The organism is Terriglobales bacterium (assembly GCA_035651995.1).
Taxonomy (GTDB): Bacteria; Acidobacteriota; Terriglobia; order Terriglobales; family Acidobacteriaceae; genus DASRER01.
Genome location: DASRER010000046.1, coordinates 23,814 through 41,405, shown reverse-complemented (window position 1 = coordinate 41,405; position 17,592 = coordinate 23,814). Strand labels below are relative to the sequence as shown.

The following is a 17,592-nucleotide window of genomic DNA, read 5'->3' as shown; positions in this document are numbered from 1 at the left end:
CCGAAGGCCTGCCGCGGACGACGCGGATTAAGACAAGAGCTGCCCACAAAGGAGACGAAGGTCACAAAGAAGCGCGATTAGCGCTTCTTTTTCTTTGCAACCTTCCTGGCTGGTTTTGATTTGGCGGGCTTGCCAGACTTCTTGGATGCGGGCTTGGAGGCGGGCTTGGCTGCCGGTTTGGCCGCCGGCCTGGGAGCAGAGGCCGGCTTTGCGGCCGCGGGTGGTGCGGGCTTCGCGGCGGCGCCGGGCTTCGCTTCAGCCTTCCCTTTTGCCGCGCCTTTGGCCGGAACGGCTTCGGGCGCGGGTGCAGCCGGAGCCGGAGCAGCGGGTTCGGGGGCCTTTCCCTTCTTCTTTTTTGAAACCGCTGGAGGTTTTGCTCCAGCAGCGGGCGCGGGGGCCCCTGCCGCGACGGCGGGCGCTTCGGCAGCCTTGGCGCGTTTTTTGGTTGGCGGCGGCGGCGGTGGCGGCGGCGGCGGCTCGTGCGGCTTGAGGAACTTCAGAATTTCGTTGTGCGAGCGGAGCTTGCCGTCGAGCAGCAGCAGGAACGCGTCGTCCATCAGCTTGGGATAGACGGGCAGGTCAGGCGTGATGCGCAGCTCCGCCATTTCCGGGAACGGCAGCTTGGTGGCGCGCACCTGGCGCCATTTGCCGAGGAAGTTGCGGATCTTCTGCTGAACCGCCGACTGGCGGCCGGTGATCTCCAAAAAGATGATGGTTTCGGGCCTGGACTGGGTGAGCAGCGTCCACGCCTTGGAGGGCGTGGCGGCTTCCTTGCCCGCCAGGCGATGCGAGAGTTCCCTGGCCTGGTCTTCCAGATTGCGCCAGGCGGCGACGAATTCCTTGTGCGGGATGAGGCGCTGCATCTCGGCGATGTCGGAGCCGCTCATATTGCTGGTGAGGAAGTACATCACCGCGGGGGCGAGGTCGAGCGTATAGCCGAGGTTGATGAACTGCTCGCGCAGTTTGGCCAGCTGGTTCAGCGCCTGCGTGTCCACCTTGTTGGTGCCCCAGCGCGGGTGCAGCACCTTCATCCAGTTTTCTTTTTCCAGCGCGCGCATGATCTGCAGCGGGTCGTCTTCGTGCGCGATCTGCTCGATTTCCGCGCCGATGGCGCGGTTGGAGATGTTGTCGATGTAGCGGCCTTCGCGGGCGGCGTCGAAGCGCGCCTGGGTACGCTCCTCCAGCGTCCAGTGGAAGCGGGCCATGAAGCGCACCGCGCGAATGAGGCGCGACGGGTCCTCGTAGAACGAGTAGTTGTGCAGAATGCGGAGGAGCTTGCCCTCCACGTCGGCCACGCCATTGGCGGGATCGAGCAGCAGGCCGCGCGAGGCGGGATTCAGCGAGAGCGCCATGGCGTTGACCGTGAAGTCGCGGCGGCGCAGGTCTTCGATGATGGTGCCGGCGGCGATGATGGGCCTGCCCGGCTTCTCGTAGCGCTCCGAGCGCGCCATCTGAATTTCAGCGCGGACGCTGGTGGGAAACAGCAGCGAGAGCGTGCGCGTTTCTTCGTCAACCGAGCGGACGGTGGCGCCGGCTTTTTCGAGGTCCTTCTGCAGCCTGAGGGGATTGCCCTGGACGGTGAAGTCGAGGTCACGGATGGGGAACCCGGTCATCAGGTCGCGGACCGCGCCCCCGGTGAGATAAACATTGAGCCCCTGTGCCTGCGCCGCTTCCTGGACTGCGGCGGCGGCCCGCTGCTGGTCGGGCGACAGGCGGGTCTCCATCATGTAGATGTAATCAGCCATTCAGCTTGAGGGGGAATCCACCTCCCGGGCAAGAAGCCAGGTTGTGAGGGCCCGGTAAGTCTTACTTCGGCAATGGCTTAGCGCCAAAGACCGGAGGACACCAAAACATGTCAAATTACCACAAGGTTGCTCATTTTGGCTACAGCGGCGATTCGCAGGCGGATTGGCGGCGAAAAAGATGCGAAACTAACCCAGTACCGAGTGGCGAGTACCCAGTTGAGCTGGCGGCTGCGCCGCAACTTGTGCATCGTGCACGGCAGGTGAACTGAAGCGTCAGGAATTCCGCGAGCGGTGCTGGGGTCCTTCGACCCCGCCCGCGAACGACGCGGGCCGCGTCCGGGATCACTCGCAAAGGACCCGGTACCCAGTACTCGGCACTCGGTACTGCTTGGAAAATGTCTTCGACACACAAAAAGGTAATTGTCCGCAAGCTGGACCGCGACGCGGTGCAGGGCTTCGTTGCGCCGGCGAACTTCGTGGTGGACGGCAAGGTGGAGCTGCTCAACACCGCGGGCAACGTGGTGAGCATTGAGTTGCGCGACATCAAGGGCGTGTACTTCGTGCGCGAGTTTGGGGAGGACGATACGGCCTCGCGGAAGACGTTTGTGACGCGGCCGCGGACGGCGGGCTTGTGGGTGCGGCTGCGCTTCAAGGACAACGAAATCCTGGAAGGCATGATGCCCAACGACCTGGCGCAGGCGGGCGCGGACGGTTTCCTGATCAACCCTCCTGACACGCGATCGAACACGCAGCGGATTTTTGTGCCGCGCACCGCGCTGGCACAGCTCACCGTGCTGGCCGTGATCGGCGGCGCCGCGGGGCGCAAGCGGCAGCCACCCGAGGCGGACGAGCGGCAGGTGGCGATGTTCGAGTGACCCGGTTCTCGTTTGCCGGTTCCCGGTCCTCGGTTCTCCTCGCGTATCCGATACATCGAAAGCCCGGCCGAGGGCCGGGCCCCATCGGAGTCAACCTGTGAACTGTGAAGCGCAAACGGTAAACTTCCCTGCATGAAGCTCACAGAGATTGCATCCAGGCTCGGTGCGCGCGTGGAGCCGGCGGGCGCGCAGGCGGAAATTGCGGGTGTTGCCGGGATTGAAGAAGCCGGGCCGGGGCAGCTCACGTTCGTGGCCAATCCGCGGTATGCGGCCGCGGCAAAGACGACGCGCGCCGCGGCAGTGATCGTGGCCGACGATTTCCCTGCCCTGGCGATACCGACATTGCGCATCAGGAACCCGTACCTGGCGTTTGCCCGCGCGGTGGATCTGTTTTACGCGCCGCCGAAGTACGCGCCTGGCGTGCATCCTACGGCCGTGGTTGAAAAGTCGGCGAAAATTGGCCCTGGCGGGCACATCGGGCCGTACGTGGTGGTGGGCGAGAACGCGGAGATCGGCGAAGGCGCGGTGCTGCTGGCGCACGTGGTCATCTACGCGGGCGCGCGCATCGGGAAGAATTTTTTCGCGCACGCGCACAGCGTGGTTCGCGAGCACTGCCGGCTGGGCGACAACGTGGTGCTGCAGAACGGCGCGGTGGTCGGCGGCGACGGTTTCGGCTACGCCAAAGACGGCGCGCGCTGGCTGAAGATCACGCAGTCGGGTCCAGCGGTGCTGGAAGATGATGTTGAGGTGCAGGCCAACGCGTGCGTGGACCGCGCCAGCGTGGGCGAGACGCGCGTGGGACGCGGCACGAAGGTCGATAACCTGGTGCAAGTCGGGCACGGGTCGCGCGTGGGCGAGAACACGCTGCTGTGCGCGCAGGTGGGCCTGGCGGGATCGACGCGGGTGGGCAACAGCGTGATCCTGGCCGGGCAAGTTGGCGTAGCCGGACACTGCACGCTGGGCGATGGCATGATCGCAACCGCGCAGAGCGGCATCCCAAATGACGTGCCGGCGGGGATGACGGTGAGCGGGTATCCGGCGATCGAGAACAGGCAGTGGCTGCGCTGCGTGGCCGCGTTCAATCGGCTGCCGGACATTGCCAAAGCGGTGAGGCAGCGGGCAGCGGCGAAGTCGGAGTGAACCGGCAGCTGGCCTTTAGCAATTGGCATTGGGCCGTCAAGGTCCGCGCCCAAGCGCGAGGGCCAAGTGCCAATTGCTCAGCGCGAATTGCCGATGTCTGACGAAACCAAAGCGCGTGGGCCGACCCTGATCGGCGGCAAGGGCGGCGCGAAGCCGCCGGCGGAGAAGCCTGCGCCGAAGAAGCCGATCCGCGTGCTGCTGCTGGACGATCGCGAGGAGAACCTGCTGCTGCGGTCCACCATCCTGCGGCGCAACGGGTATGAGGTGGTGAGCAGCTCGTCGGTGGACGATGCGCGCGCCAAGCTCGCCGCCATCGACATCGCGGTGCTCGACTATCACCTTGGCGCGGGCAAGTTCGGGACCGAGGTGGCCGAGTCGCTGCGCGCGGAGCGTCCGCACGTGCCGATCATTATTTTGTCGGCCACGCTGGAGCGGCGCTTCGGCGGCATTGCCGACATGCATCTGCTGAAGGGCTACAGCTCGGTGGATGACCTGCTGATGGCGCTGCGCAACTTCGAGGCGAAGCGGCGCGGGCGTCCCGTGGTGGTCGACGCGCGCGATTTCTACTACTCGCGCATTGCCATGGCCATGGGCGACGACGTGGTGCTGGAAATCCTGGACCGCGACGGCAATTGGCAGTACGTGAACGATTATTTCGCCGGGCTCTTCGACCAGAAGCGGCCGTGGTTCATGGGAAGGAACATGTTCGAGAGTTTTCCCGAACTGGGCGAGGAGTGGCGCGAGATTGTGAGGACCGTGGCCGATACACGCGAGACGTACATCGATCGCAGCTTCCGCGGACTGCCGAACCTGCCCAAAACGGACGCCCGGCGGGTGTGGAACGTGCTCGCGTTTTCGCTCAAGCTGCACGACGACCGCAACGGGTTGGCGCTGACGGCGAGAGTGATTGAAAAAAGAAGTTTCTAGCAGTTTCCAGTTTCGAGAAAAATCCGCAAAAAAAACGTACCGCGGATCCAGACCCAGGGGCTCTCACACGAAGGAAACGAAGGGTGCACGAAGGGCGCGAAGGAAATCTTGAGCGCGAAAGCGCCAGCGGGCCGCGGCGGGTTGTGTCGTTGCAGCCGAGCGTGACGCTTACGCTGGCGCGGCTGGGGACGCTGGACCGGCTGGCGGCTTGTACGCGGTATTGCCGGGATGTGTGCCCGGAGGCGGCCGAGGGCGGGCGGCGGATCGTGCAGGATTCGTGGAGCGCGACGGCGGAGGAGATTCTGGCTGCGAAGCCGGACCTGGTGATTGCGTCGGTGCCGTATCGGGCCGAGGCGCTGGCGGAAATCCTGAAGGCCGGCGTGCCGTTCCTGGCGCTGGCGCCGCATTCGCTCGACGACGTCTTTGCGGACATCGCGCTGATTGCCGGCGCGATGCAGGTTCCCGAGCGCGGCACGGCGTTGATCGCCGAAATGCGGCGGGAGATTGCGGAAGCCGGCCAGCGGGCGCGACGGGCAGTGCTACGGCCGCGGGTCTTCTGCGAGGAATGGGGCAAGCCAGTGATCCACTCGCAACGCTGGGTGAAGGAGCTGGTGGAAATCGCAGGCGGCGAGTTCGTGGGCGAGCCGGGCAAGCAGGCGCCCGCCGACGCGGTGCGCGATGCTGATCCGGAGGTGATGATCTTCGCCTGGTGCGGGGCCGGCGATCGCGTGCCGCTGGAAAAAGTGATCCGCGAGCGCCGCTGGGACGAAACGAGCGCGGCTCGAACGGGGCGCGTCTTCTGTCTGCGCGACGAGCTGCTGAACACGCCGGGGCCGAGCCTGGTGGACGGGCTGCGCGCGCTGGCGTGGTGCGTTCATCCGGAGATTTTTGCTGCACCAGAATCGGGCGTACGAGGGCTGAAAGCGCTTGTGATTAAATGAAACCGCATGCACGGGCAAGAGCGAACACCTGCCACAGAGTCACCGAGACACAGAGCACAGCATTTCTTCCTGCCGCAATCCGGGCGAAACCAATCCAGCGAGATACGAATCGCGTGACGCCGACCATCAAAGTGGTCGCGGCGCTCATGGTGCGCGACGGCAAGCTGCTCATCTGCCAGCGAACCCGGTATCAGACCATGCCGCTGAAGTGGGAGTTCCCCGGCGGCAAGATTGAACACGGAGAGTCGGCCAAGCATGCGCTGGTGCGCGAACTCGACGAGGAGCTGGGCATTCAGCCTGACGTCGGCCCGGAGGTGGCGCGCCTGCGGCACCGGTATCCGCGGGGAAAGCGCACGGTGGAATTGATTTTCTTCCTGGTGAAGGACTGGGAGGGTGAGGTGGACAACCGCATCTTCCGCGACGTGCGCTGGGTGTCGCGGCGCGAGCTGCCGTCGTACGACTTCCTGGAGGCCGACGTCAAGCTGGTCAAAGAGATCGCGGCGGGAAAAGTGGTTTAAAGGCAGTTTCAAGTTTCACGTTTCAAGTTTCACGTTTCACGTTCTTGCGCGCGCGGTTGTGGCCGGCGCAAGCGGCAATGATGGCGCAGCGCGGAATGCAGGTCCTTCGCCACGCACGGGATGACAATTCCTGCGGCAGACTTTCTGAAAATCACCGCGTTGTTTACTGCATCAGCAGAAGGGCGGCAGTGAGGGTGATCATCACGATGGTGGTGGTCCAGGCGATGGCGTTGAACAGGCGGCTGTTCACGAACGTTCCCATCAGGTCCCGCTTGTTCACCAGCAGCAGCATGAAGATGAGCACGAAGGGCAGCAGGACCCCGTTGATGACCTGGGAGAGCACGGCGACCTTGAGCAGTGGAAAGTCGGGAAAGAGCACAACGCCGGCGCCGAGCACGATCAGGATGGTATAGAGCCAGTAGAAGAGCGGCGCTTCGCGGAAGGGCTTGTCGAGCCCGGATTCGACCCCCAATCCTTCGCAGACTGAATACGCGGTCGAGAGCGGCAAAATGGATGCCGCGAACAGCGACGCGTTGAACAATCCCGCAGCGAAGAGGATATAGGCATACTGGCCGGCCAGTGGGCGGAAGGCCTGGGCGGCGTCGGCCGCGTCGTGGATCTGGTGGTGTCCGGCGGCGTAGAGCGTGGCGGCGCAGGCCACGACGATGAACCAGGCGACGACGTCGGTGAAGATGCAGCCGAAGATGACGTCGAGGCGTGAGGCGCCGTATTGGCGCGGGGTGACGCCTTTCTCCACGATGGATGCCTGCAGGTAAAACTGCATCCAGGGGGCGATGGTGGTGCCGATGACGGCGATCATCAAATAGAGATAACTGCGGTCGGCGAACAGCTCGAAGTCCGATGGCCTGACCGTGGCGATAAGGGCGGCGGTCCAGTCGGGGCGCGCGAGAAAGCCGGCGATGATGTACGCCACATAAAAGAACGACGCGGTGAGAAAAACCTTTTCCACCGTCTTGTAGTTCCCTTTCACCACCATCAGCCAGACAACAACGGCGCAGATTGGCACGCTGATGTACTTGGAGACGCCGAACAGTTCAAGACTGCTGGCGATGCCGGCAAATTCGCCCACCACGTTCCCGTAGTTGGTCAGGATGAGCGCCAGCATCAGGAAAAACGTGGTGCGGAAGCCGAACTCTTCGCGGATGAGGTCGCTGAGGCCCTTGCCGGTGACGGCGCCCATGCGCGCCGACATCTCCTGCACGATGATGAGGGCGATTGTGACCGGAATGAGCGTCCAGAGAAGGCCGTATCCGAAGCGCGCGCCGGCGTCGGAATAGGTGAAGATTCCGTTGGGGTCGTTATCGACGTTGGCGGTGATGAAGCCCGGCCCGACCACCGCGAAGAGCATGAGCACGCGGAGCCGCCAGAGATTCCATTGTTTGCGGATCTTCATTGGACCGCAGGCAGAATAAACGTGAGGCGAGGAATTCGGGAAGGATTAACGGAGGTTCGGCGCTTCCGGGAAGATTGCTTCGCAAGAGGTGAGGCGCGTGGTGGCTTTCAGCCCGCCCACGCTAGCGCCGCAAAGAAGGCGGCGCGAAACGCGGGGCACCGCCGGGCTTCGAGTTTCGCTGGGGCGACCGTGGTCGCAGTGGCGATCCTTCGACTCCGGCCGCGATCCCGCAGAGCGGGCCCGCAGCCCCCGCCCAGGATGACAAACCAGACTTATTCCTTTTGGCGGAGGAGGTTGATGACGTCGTCGGCGGTGATGACGCCGGCGAGCTTGCCCTGCGGGTCGACTACGGGCAGCGACAGCAGGTTGTACTTGTCGAAGGTCTCGGAGACTTCTTTTTCGTTGGCGCTGGCCGGTACGGAGATGAGCGGATCGGTCTTGAGTTCGGCGAGCGGGGTGGTCAGATTGGCCAGCAGCAGGCGTGAGAGGGGCACGACGCCGGCGAGCTTGCCGTCGGATTCGACGAGGAAAATATTGCTGACGCTTTCGACGCCGCCCTCGTAGTTACGCAGCTGATTGATCGCGTCGTTGACCGTGGCGATGGGCGAGAGCGAAAGATAGTCGGTGGTCATGCGCCCGGCGGCGGTGTTTTCTTCGAAGGTCAGCAGCTCTTCGACTTCGCCGCGCTCTTCGGGCTCCATCTCTTCCAGGATCTGCTCGGAGCGCTCCGGCGGCAGGTCGCCGAGCAGGTCGGCGGCGGCGTCGGGGTCCATCTCCTGCACGATGTCGGCAGCGGTCTCGGAGTCCAGCCCGGAGACGATGGAAACCTGGAGCTTGGGGTCAACTTCTTCGAGCGCGTCGGCGGCGACGTGCTCGTCGAGGGTTTCGAGCACCGCTTCGCGCTCGGCGGGCGCGAGCTCTTCGATGATGTCGGCGATGTCGGCCGGGTGCAGCCGCGCCAGGCGGTCGTGCGAAATCTTCAGCTTCACGCGGCGGGCGGGGTCGGTCTCGATGAGGTCCACGAACTCCCAGGGGATGGTGCGCGGCGGGAACTTCTGCAGCATGCTGTGCAGCAGCGCGCGAGGCACAAGTCCCTTGAGCAGGCGGCGGATGGCGCCGCGCGCGCCCACGTCAACCGTCGCCATTTTCAGCACGGGCGCGCTGTCGGAGCTTTCTTCCTCGAGTTCGGCGTCGTTCACGCGGACGACCTTGCGGCCGTGCACGTCAATGATCTGCTGGTCGAGCAGGTCGCGCTCCAGCAGCAGCAGACCTTCCGACGAGTTGAACGGCGTCCAGTCGTCCCGCCGAGTGGCGCTGCGGACGCCGTGCAGGTCAACCCACTTCAGGGCGGATGCAGGCAGGATGTAGTCGCGGCGGCGCGAGCGGACGACGAACAGGGCAATTCTTGCCGGGTCCTCCTGCGGGGCGATGGCAGCCTCGCGCACACGTCCGCTAACCATGCCGGTGACGTCGAAAACCGGCGTGCCGAGCAGCTCGGTGAGCGAAAGATTGGGCACGAAGGCAGGATACTCGCGCGCGGCGGTGCGAAGGAAGCCGCTTGCCAGGTTCGTAATCGCTGGCGGGGGACCTGTTCCAGGTTTGCGGAACTCAGCAGGCCCAAGCGGTGTCTGAAGCGCGGAGCGATGGGTGAGAAAATAACGGTAAGCGCAGGGTGGCCCTGGGTTTGACATTTCCCCGGGCGGCAGGCAAACTGCGCAATTCACACCGGCAGGCCGGCGCGAACAGGGATTTCGGCGCGCGGCGGGTGCGAATGCCCATTTTGAAAACCACCGGTAAACGCGTGTGGTACACGCTGGACTCCACCCTGGAGGCGGTGAACACGGTGGAGCAGATCGCGGAAAAGTTTGCCACGGACGCGGGCTTCGACGAGGAGGAGCTGCACAAGATCACCATGGCGGTGCGCGAGGCGGCGGTGAACGCCGTTCTCCACGGCAACGCCTATGATCCGAGCAAGAAAGTGACGGTCGGCCTCGATTCAACCGGCGATTCGCTGGTGATCAGCATCGCCGACCAGGGGGCGGGACTCGACGAAACCAACATCCCCGACCCGCTGGCCCCGGAGAACCTGCTGCGGCAGTCGGGACGCGGAATTTTCCTGATACGCGCATTCATGGACGAAGTGCGGTTCCGGCCGCTGAGTCCGGGCACCGAAATTACGTTGGTCAAGCACCGCGGCAAGGCCGCGGACAGCAAGGAGGGTTCACAGTGACGATGAAAACCAGCACGCGGCAGGTCAACGGCGTAACCGTGGTTGACCTGAGTGGCCGCATCACCCTGGGCGAAGGCAGTGTGATTCTGCGCGACACCATTCGCGACCTGGTGGGTAAGGGCGACAAGAAGATCCTGCTCAACCTGGGCGACGTCTCCTACATCGACAGCTCGGGCATTGGCGAGCTGGTGAGCGCCTACACCACGGTACGCAACCAGGGCGGCGAGCTGAAGTTGCTCAACCTCACCAAGAAGGTGCACGACCTGCTGCAGATCACCAAGCTGTACACCGTGTTCGACGTGAAGGACGACGAGGCCACGGCGATCAAGGCCTTCACGGCATAGTGGCATCGCCTGGACGCGCGGATGACGCATGATTGCGTTTCCGCGCGCCGGCGGGCGGGGTTTAACTTTAGCCCGCCATGCTGCCCATTCTCTCCCGCAGTCTCCTGCTGACCCGAGGCGCGGCCGTGCTCGCCCTGTGCACGATGGCCGCGGCGGCCGAGTGTTTTCCCATCGAAGAAGCCCCGAAGCGCATCGGGCAGATGGCCTGCATCACCGGCAAGATCTACAGCGTGAAGCACGGCAAAAACATCTGGTACCTGGATTTCTGCGAAGACTACAAGACGTGTCCCTTCACCGTGGTCGTCTTCGACCGCGACCTGAAAGATCCGGAAAAACTGGAGGCCTTCGAGGGACACACCATACGGATCTACGGCCCGATCGTCAATTACAAGGGCCGCGCCGAGATGGCGCTGAAGCTCGAACAGCAACTCAGCGGAGAGCCTGGCGGCTACGCCAACAATCTGGTTCCGAAGCAGAAGGCGCAGCCGCACGCGCCGCGTCCGCAGGGGACGGGCGGGTTCGAGCATGGACGATGGCCGGCGAAGAAGAGGCCGCGGTGAAGCAGCACTCAGCATTCAGCATTCAGCATTCAGCACTCAGCATTCAAGAGCGCTGAATCCTCGGCGCGTAGCGCATTCCATACAACAGGATGATGCAGGACAGGGCGCACGCAGCGATGGCGGTGCCGAAGGCGGCCTCCAACGAGCTGCGGTCGGAGATCCATCCCATGAGGGTGGGCGAAAAGGCGTCGCCGAGCAGGTGGATGATGAACACGTTGAGCGCGATGGCGGTGGCGCGGATGGGGGCCGAGACCGAGTTGACGATGGCGGCGTTGAGCGGGCCGTTGTTCAAGAAAAGCACGAACTCTGCCAGGAAAATCGCTGGAAACATGACTGGTCCGGCGACGTAGATGGCCAGCGCCATGAGCGGGACACCGGCGCCCATGGCGAGTCCGGAGAAGCGGTAGTAGGCGGCGTGGTCGCGGCGCAGCATGTGGTCGCCCCAGTATCCGCCGATGAGCGTGGCCACGATGCCGTTGATGCCGGTCATGGCGCCGAAGATCAGGTTGGCGCGGTCGAGCGGGATGTGGCGCACGCGCGAAAGAAACGTCGGCATCCAGACGGAGATGCCGCCGAGCGCAAACGTGAGCATGGCCATGCCGAGCGTGGCGCAAAGGAAGGCGCCGTTGCGGGCCAGCAGCGTGACCTGTGTGCGCTCAGGCGTCGCTGCGAGGGTGTCGTGCGCGCCCCGCGCGGGCTCGGCGATGAACCACATGGCGACGGCGAGCAGGAAACCGGGAGCGGCGGCGACGTAGAAGGGCGCGCGCCATCCGAAGCGGTGTCCCATGTAGCCGCCGATCATGTATCCGGCGGCGGTGCCAACCGGAATGGCGACGTAAAAAATGCTGAGGATCTTGCCCCGCTTCTCTTCCCCGAACAGATCGGCCAGAAAAGCCGGCGCAATGGTGACGAAGCTGGCTTCGCCGATGCCGACCAGGGTGTGGCGAATCAGCAGTTCGGTGAAGTTGTTCGTCACCGCTGTCAGCAGCGTGGCGGCGCTCCACACGATGGCGCCGGCGGCGATGAGCATGCGGCGCGGATAGCGGTCGGCGAGCATACCCATGAAGGGCGCGGCGATCATGTAGCAGAAGAAGAAGGCGGTCGTCAGCAGGCCGAAGTCGCGGTCGCTGCGCTGGAATTCCTGCTGCACCAGCGGCTGCACCGCGAAGAGCACCGAGCGGTCAATGTAGTTGAAGAAATTGAGCGCGGTAAGGATGACCAGCGCGAGTCGGGGATGCGGGCTCGGGCGCATTTTGCCGGGGACTATAGCAGATGAGCAACGGAGAAGAACGAGTTCATCTGATTACTTCCTCGGCCTCGGCCACTTGGCTTCAACCACGGTTGAAATCCCGCCGCGCGGGCGGAAGTCACCTTTGACGACGGCCCACACCGGCCTGGCGGCGCGGACCACGTCTTCGAGGATGCGGTTGACGGCGTTCTCCTGGAAGATGCCGAGATTGCGATACACGAACAGGTATTCCTTCAGCGACTTCAGCTCGAGGCAGCGCTGGCGCGGCATGTAGCGGATGGTGATGTGTCCGAAATCGGGGAGGCCGGTCTTGGGACAGACGGAGGTGAACTCGGGATCGTCGATGAGGACCTCGTATCCGGGAAACTGGTTGGCGAAGGTTTCGATCTCGGGAAACCTGGCGTCGAGGCCGGCGACGGCGTGCTGGTCGGTGTAGCGGGGAGACTTCGGCATTGGTGTTTATTGTAGCGGAGAGGCTGACTGACCGCGGAGGCGCGGACAAAGCCCAAAGCGTTCCCACGAAGGACTACGTAAGGATGCATGAAGGTCCAAAGGAAAGGCCGGGTTCTACGCGGCGCGCGGCACTTCTTCCGGCTCTGGCCCGGTCTTCACGTGCGGAGGTTCGGCGCCGGCGGCCTTGAGCAGCTCGGAGTTGACTTCCGCGCCGATGAGGATGAAGAGATTGGTGACGTAGAACCACACCGGCAGCGCGATGGCGGCGCCCAGCGTGCCGTAGGTTTTGTTGAAGTGGGCGAAGCGCTGGATGTAAAGGCCCAGCAGATACGACGCGCCGATCCAGACCACGACGGCGAAGGTCGCCCCGGGCAGCGTGCAATCGAATTTCTGGCGCACGTTGGGGGCAAGGTAGTAGAGCAGTTCGACGCCGAGCACGGTGAAGGCGATGGCCACGGCCCAGCGGGCGTAATTCCAGGCGAAGCGCCATACGGCGTCGAGACCGAGCTTGTCGGCGAGCCACGCGCCGAAGTGTGGTCCAACAATCATCGCCGCAAGAGCCACCACAAAAAACGTTCCAATAACTACAGTGAGGAGCGCCGCTAGGGCATGGGTGCGAAACCACGAGCGCGTTTCGGGGACGTCGTAAGCAACGTTGAGGGCCTCGATCATGGAGGAGAAGCCGCCCGAGGCGGCCCAGAACGTGCCCAGCAAACCGACGGAGAGCAGGCGCGGGTGTCCGCTGCGGAGCACGTCATCGAGCACGCGGCGGACCACGCCCATGGCGTCGGCTGGGACGACGCGCGACATCGTCCAGAGAGCGCGGTCCCAGAGATCGGGCACGGGAAGGAACGGCGCTACGCTGGCCAGCACGACCAGCAGCGGGAACAGAGAGAGCAAAAAGTAGTAGGCCAGGCCCGCCGCCATCAGAGTGGTGTGGCTGTTGTTGACGCCGGCATAGGCGGCGCGCAGAGCGCGGCCGAATTGTCGGATGGTCATTCGCGGGCCCGTCTTGCAGGGAACGCAAGGTACGATGGCGGAAGTCGGCGCGCGGGTTTGCGGGGAATGTGTGCGACGTGCCAAGACGAGAGGCATCTAAGGGGGGACGCTCTTTTGCAGCAGTGCAGGCGGCCCGGGCGGCCAATCCGGGCGGCGGTGTGCGCACGTAATCAGTGGGTTACCCGCGCAAGATGTGAGGGATAGCTTGATAGAATCACCCAGCACCGTTACAGCACCTTCAGCTCCGCGGCGGGAGCCTGGGCACGGTTCCGGTTCGGCCGGAACGCGGCGGACGAGCGGCGGCCTTTTTCCGGGCTTGATTCCAAGGATGGCAGAGAACAACAAAGCTCCGTTCTGGCAGCGGCATCGGCTGATGATCATCGCGGCCGCGGTGATCGCGGTGGTGCTGCTGGCGTCGTTCAATCCGTTCAAGCGGAGCGAGCTGCCCGTGCGGGCGGCCAAGGCGGAGCGCGGGCCGATTGCGAGCACCATTTCCACCAACGGCAAGATCGAGCCGGTGGAGAACTTCGAAGCGCACGCGCCGGCGCCCACCACGGTGAAGCGCGTGCTGGTGCACGAAGGCGACTGGGTGGTCCCGGGACAACTTCTGCTCGAACTTGACGCCGCCGACGCGCAGGCCCAGGCGGCACGCGCGCTGGCGCAGTTGAAGTCGGCGCAGGCGGACTTGCTCGCGGTGCAGAAGGGCGGGACGCAGGAGGAGATCCTGACGTCGCAGGCCGAGTCCAGCAAGGCGCGCGCGGAGCTGGACGCGGCGCAGCGCAACCTGACCGCGATGCAGAACCTGCAAAAGACGGGCGCGGCTTCCGCCGCGGAAGTTCAGGCGGCGCAGGTGCGGCTGGAGCAGGCGCAGGCCCAGGCGCGGCTCCAGGAGCAGCGGCAGACCAGGCGCTTCTCCAGCGAGGAAGTGGCGCGCACTGAAGCGCGCGTGGCCGAAGCGCAGGCGGCTTACCAGGCAGCACAGGACCTGCTGAAGGACTCCCATGTGCGGGCGCCGCGGCGCGCGCTGGTGTATTCGCTGCCGGTGCGGCCGGGAGTGTTTGTCAATACCGGCGACCTGCTGGTGCAGGTGGCCGACTTGCACACGGTGAATGTGCGGGCGTTCGTCGACGAGCCTGATATCGGCCGCCTGACGCGCGGACAGGAAGTGCACGTCACGTGGGACGCGCTGCCCGGGCGGTCATGGACCGGCAGGGTAACTACCGTCCCCACGACGGTAACGTTGCGCGGCACACGAACCGTTGGCGAAGTGATGGTGGAGGTCAATAATCAGGACCTGCGCCTGCTGCCCAACGTCAACGTGGGCGTGGTGGTGATGACCGCGCAGAACAACGACGCGCTCTCGGTGCCGCGCGAGGCCGTCCACCAGGATGACGGCAGGCGGTTCGTCTACGTGGTGAACGACGGCGCGCTGAAGCGCCGCGAGGTGCAGACGGGATTGAGCAATTTGACGCGCATTGAAATAACCAAAGGACTGGAACCCGGCGCGGTGGTGGCGCTGGGCACGGTAAACAACCGTCCGCTGGTGGAGAACGCTCCGGTGCGGGTGGTGCAGCCGTGATGCGCCGCGTGGTGGTCTCTCTCCTGCTGCTTTTACTTTTCTCGGCGCCGATGCTGGCCGACGGTCCTGAAGCGCTGCTGGCCGAGGGAAGGGCCGATGAAGCCTTAGCTCTGCTGAAGGAGCGGGTGAAGCAGGAGCCGCGCGACGCGGGGGCATGGCATTTGCTCTCGCGCGCCTACTTCGGCATGGAGCGTTGGGGCGACGCGGTGAACGCCGGCGAGAAAGCCGTGAGCCTGGAACCTGGCAACGCGCGCTTCCACCTGTGGCTGGGCCGGGAGTACGGCGAGAAAGCGGAGCACTCGATCTTCTTCACCGCGATCGGGCTGGCGAAAAAGACGCGCGCCGAGTTCGAGAAGGCGGTGGAGCTGCAATCGAACGACCTCGACGCGCAGTCGGACCTGGCGGAGTTTTTCATCGAGGCGCCGTCGTTCCTGGGCGGCGGAAAAGACAAGGCCGAAGCGCAGGCGCAGAAGCTGGCCAGTGTCGATCCGGCGACGTCGCACTGGATCCGGGCGCGCATCGCCGAAAAGGATTCGCGGCCTGACGAAGCCGAGCTGGAGTACAAGGCGGCGATCGCGGCAAGCAACAACAAGGCCGGCTACTGGCTGAACCTGGCGTCGTTCTACCGGCGCACGAAGCGGTTCGCGGAGATGGAGTCGGCGATCAATAAGGCGGTGGCGGCCAACCGCTCGCATGACGACGTGTTCTACGAAGGCGCCGAGCTGCTGTTCAAGGCGGGGCGCAACTTCCCTGTCGCGGCGCAGTTCCTGCGCAAGTACCTCAGCTCGAACGACAAAGTGGAGCAGGCGCCAACCTACCAGGCGCACTACCTGCTGGGCTCGATCCTGGAAAAGATGGGCGACCGCCAGGCAGCGGCGGTGGAGTATCGCGCGGCACTCTCGCTGGCGCGCGACTTCGGCCCGGCGCAGGATGCGCTCAGGCGCCTGGCGCCATAGCCGAAGTTCCAGGTTCCCGGTCCTCAGTTCTCAGAAACCAGTTCACAGTTTACAGTTCACAGTTCAAGGCCGCGGCCCGCAAAGAGCGGGGCGCCGCGGCGTTCCAATGTGAGCGGCAACCTGTGATTTTTTCGGGCGGCAGCCGACAATGTATTGCTGACAAATGCTATTCCGAGGTCGCGCGATGAAGCATTCTTCCCTGCTGAAGTGTTCTCTTCTGACGATGTTTGTCCTGGCACTGTGCGCCGGCGCCTCCGCGGCACGGCTGGATTTTCGCCAGGCGATTGAGCTGGCGGTGAAGCGCAGCGGCACGATGGCGATCGCCGCGGCCGACCAGTTGCGCGCGCGGCAGGCGTACATGGAGGCGCGCAATCAGTACATCCCCCAGGTGACGTTCGGCTCGGGGATCGCCTATTCGGCGGGGTTTCCGCTGAGCCTGGAGGGATCGGCACCCTCGGTGTTCAACGTGAACACGCAGTCGTTGCTGCTGAACGCGCAGCAGCGGGAGTTCATCCGCGCGGCCAAGCTGGATTGGATGGCGAGCAGCACCTCGACCGGCGACAAGCGCGACCAGGTGATCCTCGACACGGCGGTCGCGTACACGCAACTGGACACGCTGGCCTCGCAACTGGCCCTCATGGAACAGCAGCAGCAGGCGGCGGACAAGCAGCAGCAGATCGTGTTACAGCGTGTGGACGCGGGCGTGGACAACGCCATGGAGCTCACCAAGGCAAAGCTCACGGTGGCGCGCGTGCGCATGCGGCTGGCCGAGTTGCACACCGCCGCGGACGTGCTGCGCTCGCGGCTGGCGTCGCTGACCGGAATCCCCGCGGGAGAGCTGGAGACGGTGACCGAGTCGGTGCCCGATCTGCCGATGCCGGCTGAAACCGATCTTGTCGGCAAGGCGCTGGAAAACAGCGCCGCCCTGAAGGCGGCGGACCAGCAAGCGCAGGCGAAGGAGATCCGCGCGCGCGGCGAAGGCAAATACTGGTATCCGTCCATTGACCTCGTGGGCCAGTACGGGCTGTTTTCGCGCTACAACCACTATGACGAATTCTTCCAGAAATTCCAGCGCAACAACGTGACCTTCGGCGTGCTCATACGCTTCCCGCTGCTGAGCGCGCCGCTGAAGGCGAGGGCGGAAGGCGCGTCGGCTGAGGCGCTGAAGGCGCGCAAGGAAGCCGAGGGCGTGCGGCAGCAGGTCTCGGAGGAGACGCTGAACCTGCAAGGCGCCGTGCGCCAGCTGGCAGCCGCGCGCGACGTGGCCAAGCTGGAGTACGAGCTGGCGCGCGGGCAGGGCGAAGCCATGCTGGTCCAGGTGCAAGCGGGAGCGGCCAACTTGCGCCAGCAGCAGGAGGCGGTGCTCAACGAAAACGAAAAGTACAACGTTCTCCTCGATGTGACCTTCCAACTCGAGAAAGCGCAGCTCCAGCTGCTGAAGGCCACGGGCGAGCTGGCAAAGTGGGCAATGAAGTAGGTCCGACATCTTCAACGCAGAGGGCGCGGAGGAATCCGGCGAAAGACCGATATCGTACGGCGACAGGGCGGGAGGGGGCCTCCGGCCGCCATCCAGAAGAATGAGTCGAGCCGAGGGCGGCGCGAATGTTGCGAGTGGCTGCTCGCGCGAGGAGGGAGCTACTGCCGTCCCAACGATGGTGGATT

Annotated in this window: 17 protein-coding genes; 11 read left to right on the top strand and 6 right to left on the bottom strand. The window is 64.5% G+C overall.

Annotation, left to right across the window (positions count from 1 at the left end; genetic code table 11):
• Positions 1-77: 77 nt before the first annotated feature.
• On the bottom strand, positions 78-1,745 hold the full coding sequence (locus VFA60_15525) for a CCA tRNA nucleotidyltransferase (GenBank protein HZQ93202.1): 1,668 nt from the start codon (positions 1,743-1,745) through the stop codon (positions 78-80).
• Between the two features lie 395 nt (positions 1,746-2,140).
• Here VFA60_15525 and VFA60_15520 point away from each other — a divergent pair, with 395 nt between their 5' ends.
• From VFA60_15520 to VFA60_15500, 5 genes are all read left to right on the top strand, one after another.
• On the top strand, positions 2,141-2,620 hold the full coding sequence (locus VFA60_15520) for a hypothetical protein (protein HZQ93201.1): 480 nt from the start codon (positions 2,141-2,143) through the stop codon (positions 2,618-2,620).
• Between the two features lie 132 nt (positions 2,621-2,752).
• Positions 2,753-3,760, top strand: coding sequence for a UDP-3-O-(3-hydroxymyristoyl)glucosamine N-acyltransferase (lpxD, locus tag VFA60_15515; protein HZQ93200.1), 1,008 nt, complete (start codon positions 2,753-2,755; stop codon positions 3,758-3,760).
• Between the two features lie 93 nt (positions 3,761-3,853).
• Complete coding sequence (locus VFA60_15510) at positions 3,854-4,687, top strand: response regulator (protein ID HZQ93199.1); 834 nt, start codon at positions 3,854-3,856, stop codon at positions 4,685-4,687.
• Between the two features lie 83 nt (positions 4,688-4,770).
• Entirely contained in the window at positions 4,771-5,628 is an 858-nt protein-coding gene (locus VFA60_15505; protein ID HZQ93198.1) for an ABC transporter substrate-binding protein, read from the top strand.
• 113 nt (positions 5,629-5,741) lie between these two features.
• The gene (locus VFA60_15500; protein HZQ93197.1) at positions 5,742-6,146 is read left to right on the top strand and encodes a (deoxy)nucleoside triphosphate pyrophosphohydrolase; all 405 of its coding nucleotides are present in this window, start codon (positions 5,742-5,744) and stop codon (positions 6,144-6,146) included.
• 163 nt (positions 6,147-6,309) lie between these two features.
• Here the strand turns inward: VFA60_15500 and VFA60_15495 are convergent, their stop codons facing one another.
• Both VFA60_15495 and VFA60_15490 read right to left on the bottom strand, forming a co-directional pair.
• Entirely contained in the window at positions 6,310-7,560 is a 1,251-nt protein-coding gene (locus VFA60_15495; GenBank protein ID HZQ93196.1) for a divalent metal cation transporter, read from the bottom strand.
• 272 nt (positions 7,561-7,832) lie between these two features.
• Positions 7,833-9,077 (bottom strand): CBS domain-containing protein, encoded by a 1,245-nt coding sequence (locus VFA60_15490; protein HZQ93195.1) that lies wholly within the window; start codon positions 9,075-9,077, stop codon positions 7,833-7,835.
• Between the two features lie 254 nt (positions 9,078-9,331).
• Between VFA60_15490 and VFA60_15485 the strand changes: the two genes are divergently transcribed.
• The 3 genes from VFA60_15485 (at position 9,332) to VFA60_15475 (ending at position 10,694) form a co-directional block, all read left to right on the top strand.
• Entirely contained in the window at positions 9,332-9,790 is a 459-nt protein-coding gene (locus tag VFA60_15485; protein ID HZQ93194.1) for an ATP-binding protein, read from the top strand.
• Positions 9,787-10,134: an STAS domain-containing protein gene (locus tag VFA60_15480; protein HZQ93193.1), complete on the top strand. Its 348-nt coding sequence runs from the start codon at positions 9,787-9,789 to the stop codon at positions 10,132-10,134. Before VFA60_15485 ends, VFA60_15480 begins: the two co-directional genes overlap by 4 nt.
• A 125-nt stretch (positions 10,135-10,259) precedes the next feature.
• Positions 10,260-10,694: a hypothetical protein gene (locus tag VFA60_15475; GenBank protein HZQ93192.1), complete on the top strand. Its 435-nt coding sequence runs from the start codon at positions 10,260-10,262 to the stop codon at positions 10,692-10,694.
• 43 nt (positions 10,695-10,737) lie between these two features.
• Here VFA60_15475 and VFA60_15470 read toward each other — a convergent pair whose 3' ends face one another.
• The 3 genes from VFA60_15470 to VFA60_15460 all read right to left on the bottom strand — a co-directional run bounded on the left by VFA60_15470 (position 10,738) and on the right by VFA60_15460 (position 13,395).
• Positions 10,738-11,946 carry an MFS transporter gene (locus VFA60_15470; protein HZQ93191.1) on the bottom strand — a complete coding sequence of 403 codons (1,209 nt, stop codon included), beginning with the start codon at positions 11,944-11,946 and terminating at the stop codon, positions 10,738-10,740.
• 51 nt (positions 11,947-11,997) lie between these two features.
• Positions 11,998-12,396, bottom strand: a complete 399-nt coding sequence (gene queF / locus VFA60_15465) for a preQ(1) synthase (protein ID HZQ93190.1) — start codon at positions 12,394-12,396, stop codon at positions 11,998-12,000.
• A 114-nt stretch (positions 12,397-12,510) separates the two neighbouring features.
• On the bottom strand, positions 12,511-13,395 hold the full coding sequence (locus tag VFA60_15460; GenBank protein HZQ93189.1) for a YihY/virulence factor BrkB family protein: 885 nt from the start codon (positions 13,393-13,395) through the stop codon (positions 12,511-12,513).
• 328 nt (positions 13,396-13,723) lie between these two features.
• Between VFA60_15460 and VFA60_15455 the strand changes: the two genes are divergently transcribed.
• The 3 genes from VFA60_15455 (at position 13,724) to VFA60_15445 (ending at position 17,407) form a co-directional block, all read left to right on the top strand.
• A complete protein-coding gene (locus VFA60_15455; GenBank protein HZQ93188.1) occupies positions 13,724-14,974 on the top strand; it encodes an efflux RND transporter periplasmic adaptor subunit in 1,251 nt (416 codons plus the stop codon).
• Entirely contained in the window at positions 14,974-15,930 is a 957-nt protein-coding gene (locus VFA60_15450) for a tetratricopeptide repeat protein (protein HZQ93187.1), read from the top strand. Before VFA60_15455 ends, VFA60_15450 begins: the two co-directional genes overlap by 1 nt.
• Positions 15,931-16,153: 223 nt before the next feature.
• Positions 16,154-17,407, top strand: coding sequence for a TolC family protein (locus tag VFA60_15445; protein HZQ93186.1), 1,254 nt, complete (start codon positions 16,154-16,156; stop codon positions 17,405-17,407).
• Positions 17,408-17,592 lie beyond the last annotated feature (185 nt).

Coding starts and splice junctions, on each gene's coding strand:
- VFA60_15525 (HZQ93202.1), bottom strand. CDS start 1,745: ATGGCTGATTACATCTACATGATGGAGACCCGCCTGTCGCCCGACCAG.
- VFA60_15520 (HZQ93201.1), top strand. CDS start 2,141: ATGTCTTCGACACACAAAAAGGTAATTGTCCGCAAGCTGGACCGCGAC.
- lpxD (HZQ93200.1), top strand. CDS start 2,753: ATGAAGCTCACAGAGATTGCATCCAGGCTCGGTGCGCGCGTGGAGCCG.
- VFA60_15510 (HZQ93199.1), top strand. CDS start 3,854: ATGTCTGACGAAACCAAAGCGCGTGGGCCGACCCTGATCGGCGGCAAG.
- VFA60_15495 (HZQ93196.1), bottom strand. CDS start 7,560: ATGAAGATCCGCAAACAATGGAATCTCTGGCGGCTCCGCGTGCTCATG.
- VFA60_15485 (HZQ93194.1), top strand. CDS start 9,332: ATGCCCATTTTGAAAACCACCGGTAAACGCGTGTGGTACACGCTGGAC.
- VFA60_15470 (HZQ93191.1), bottom strand. CDS start 11,946: ATGCGCCCGAGCCCGCATCCCCGACTCGCGCTGGTCATCCTTACCGCG.
- queF (HZQ93190.1), bottom strand. CDS start 12,396: ATGCCGAAGTCTCCCCGCTACACCGACCAGCACGCCGTCGCCGGCCTC.
- VFA60_15460 (HZQ93189.1), bottom strand. CDS start 13,395: ATGACCATCCGACAATTCGGCCGCGCTCTGCGCGCCGCCTATGCCGGC.
- VFA60_15455 (HZQ93188.1), top strand. CDS start 13,724: ATGGCAGAGAACAACAAAGCTCCGTTCTGGCAGCGGCATCGGCTGATG.
- VFA60_15450 (HZQ93187.1), top strand. CDS start 14,974: ATGCGCCGCGTGGTGGTCTCTCTCCTGCTGCTTTTACTTTTCTCGGCG.
- VFA60_15445 (HZQ93186.1), top strand. CDS start 16,154: ATGTTTGTCCTGGCACTGTGCGCCGGCGCCTCCGCGGCACGGCTGGAT.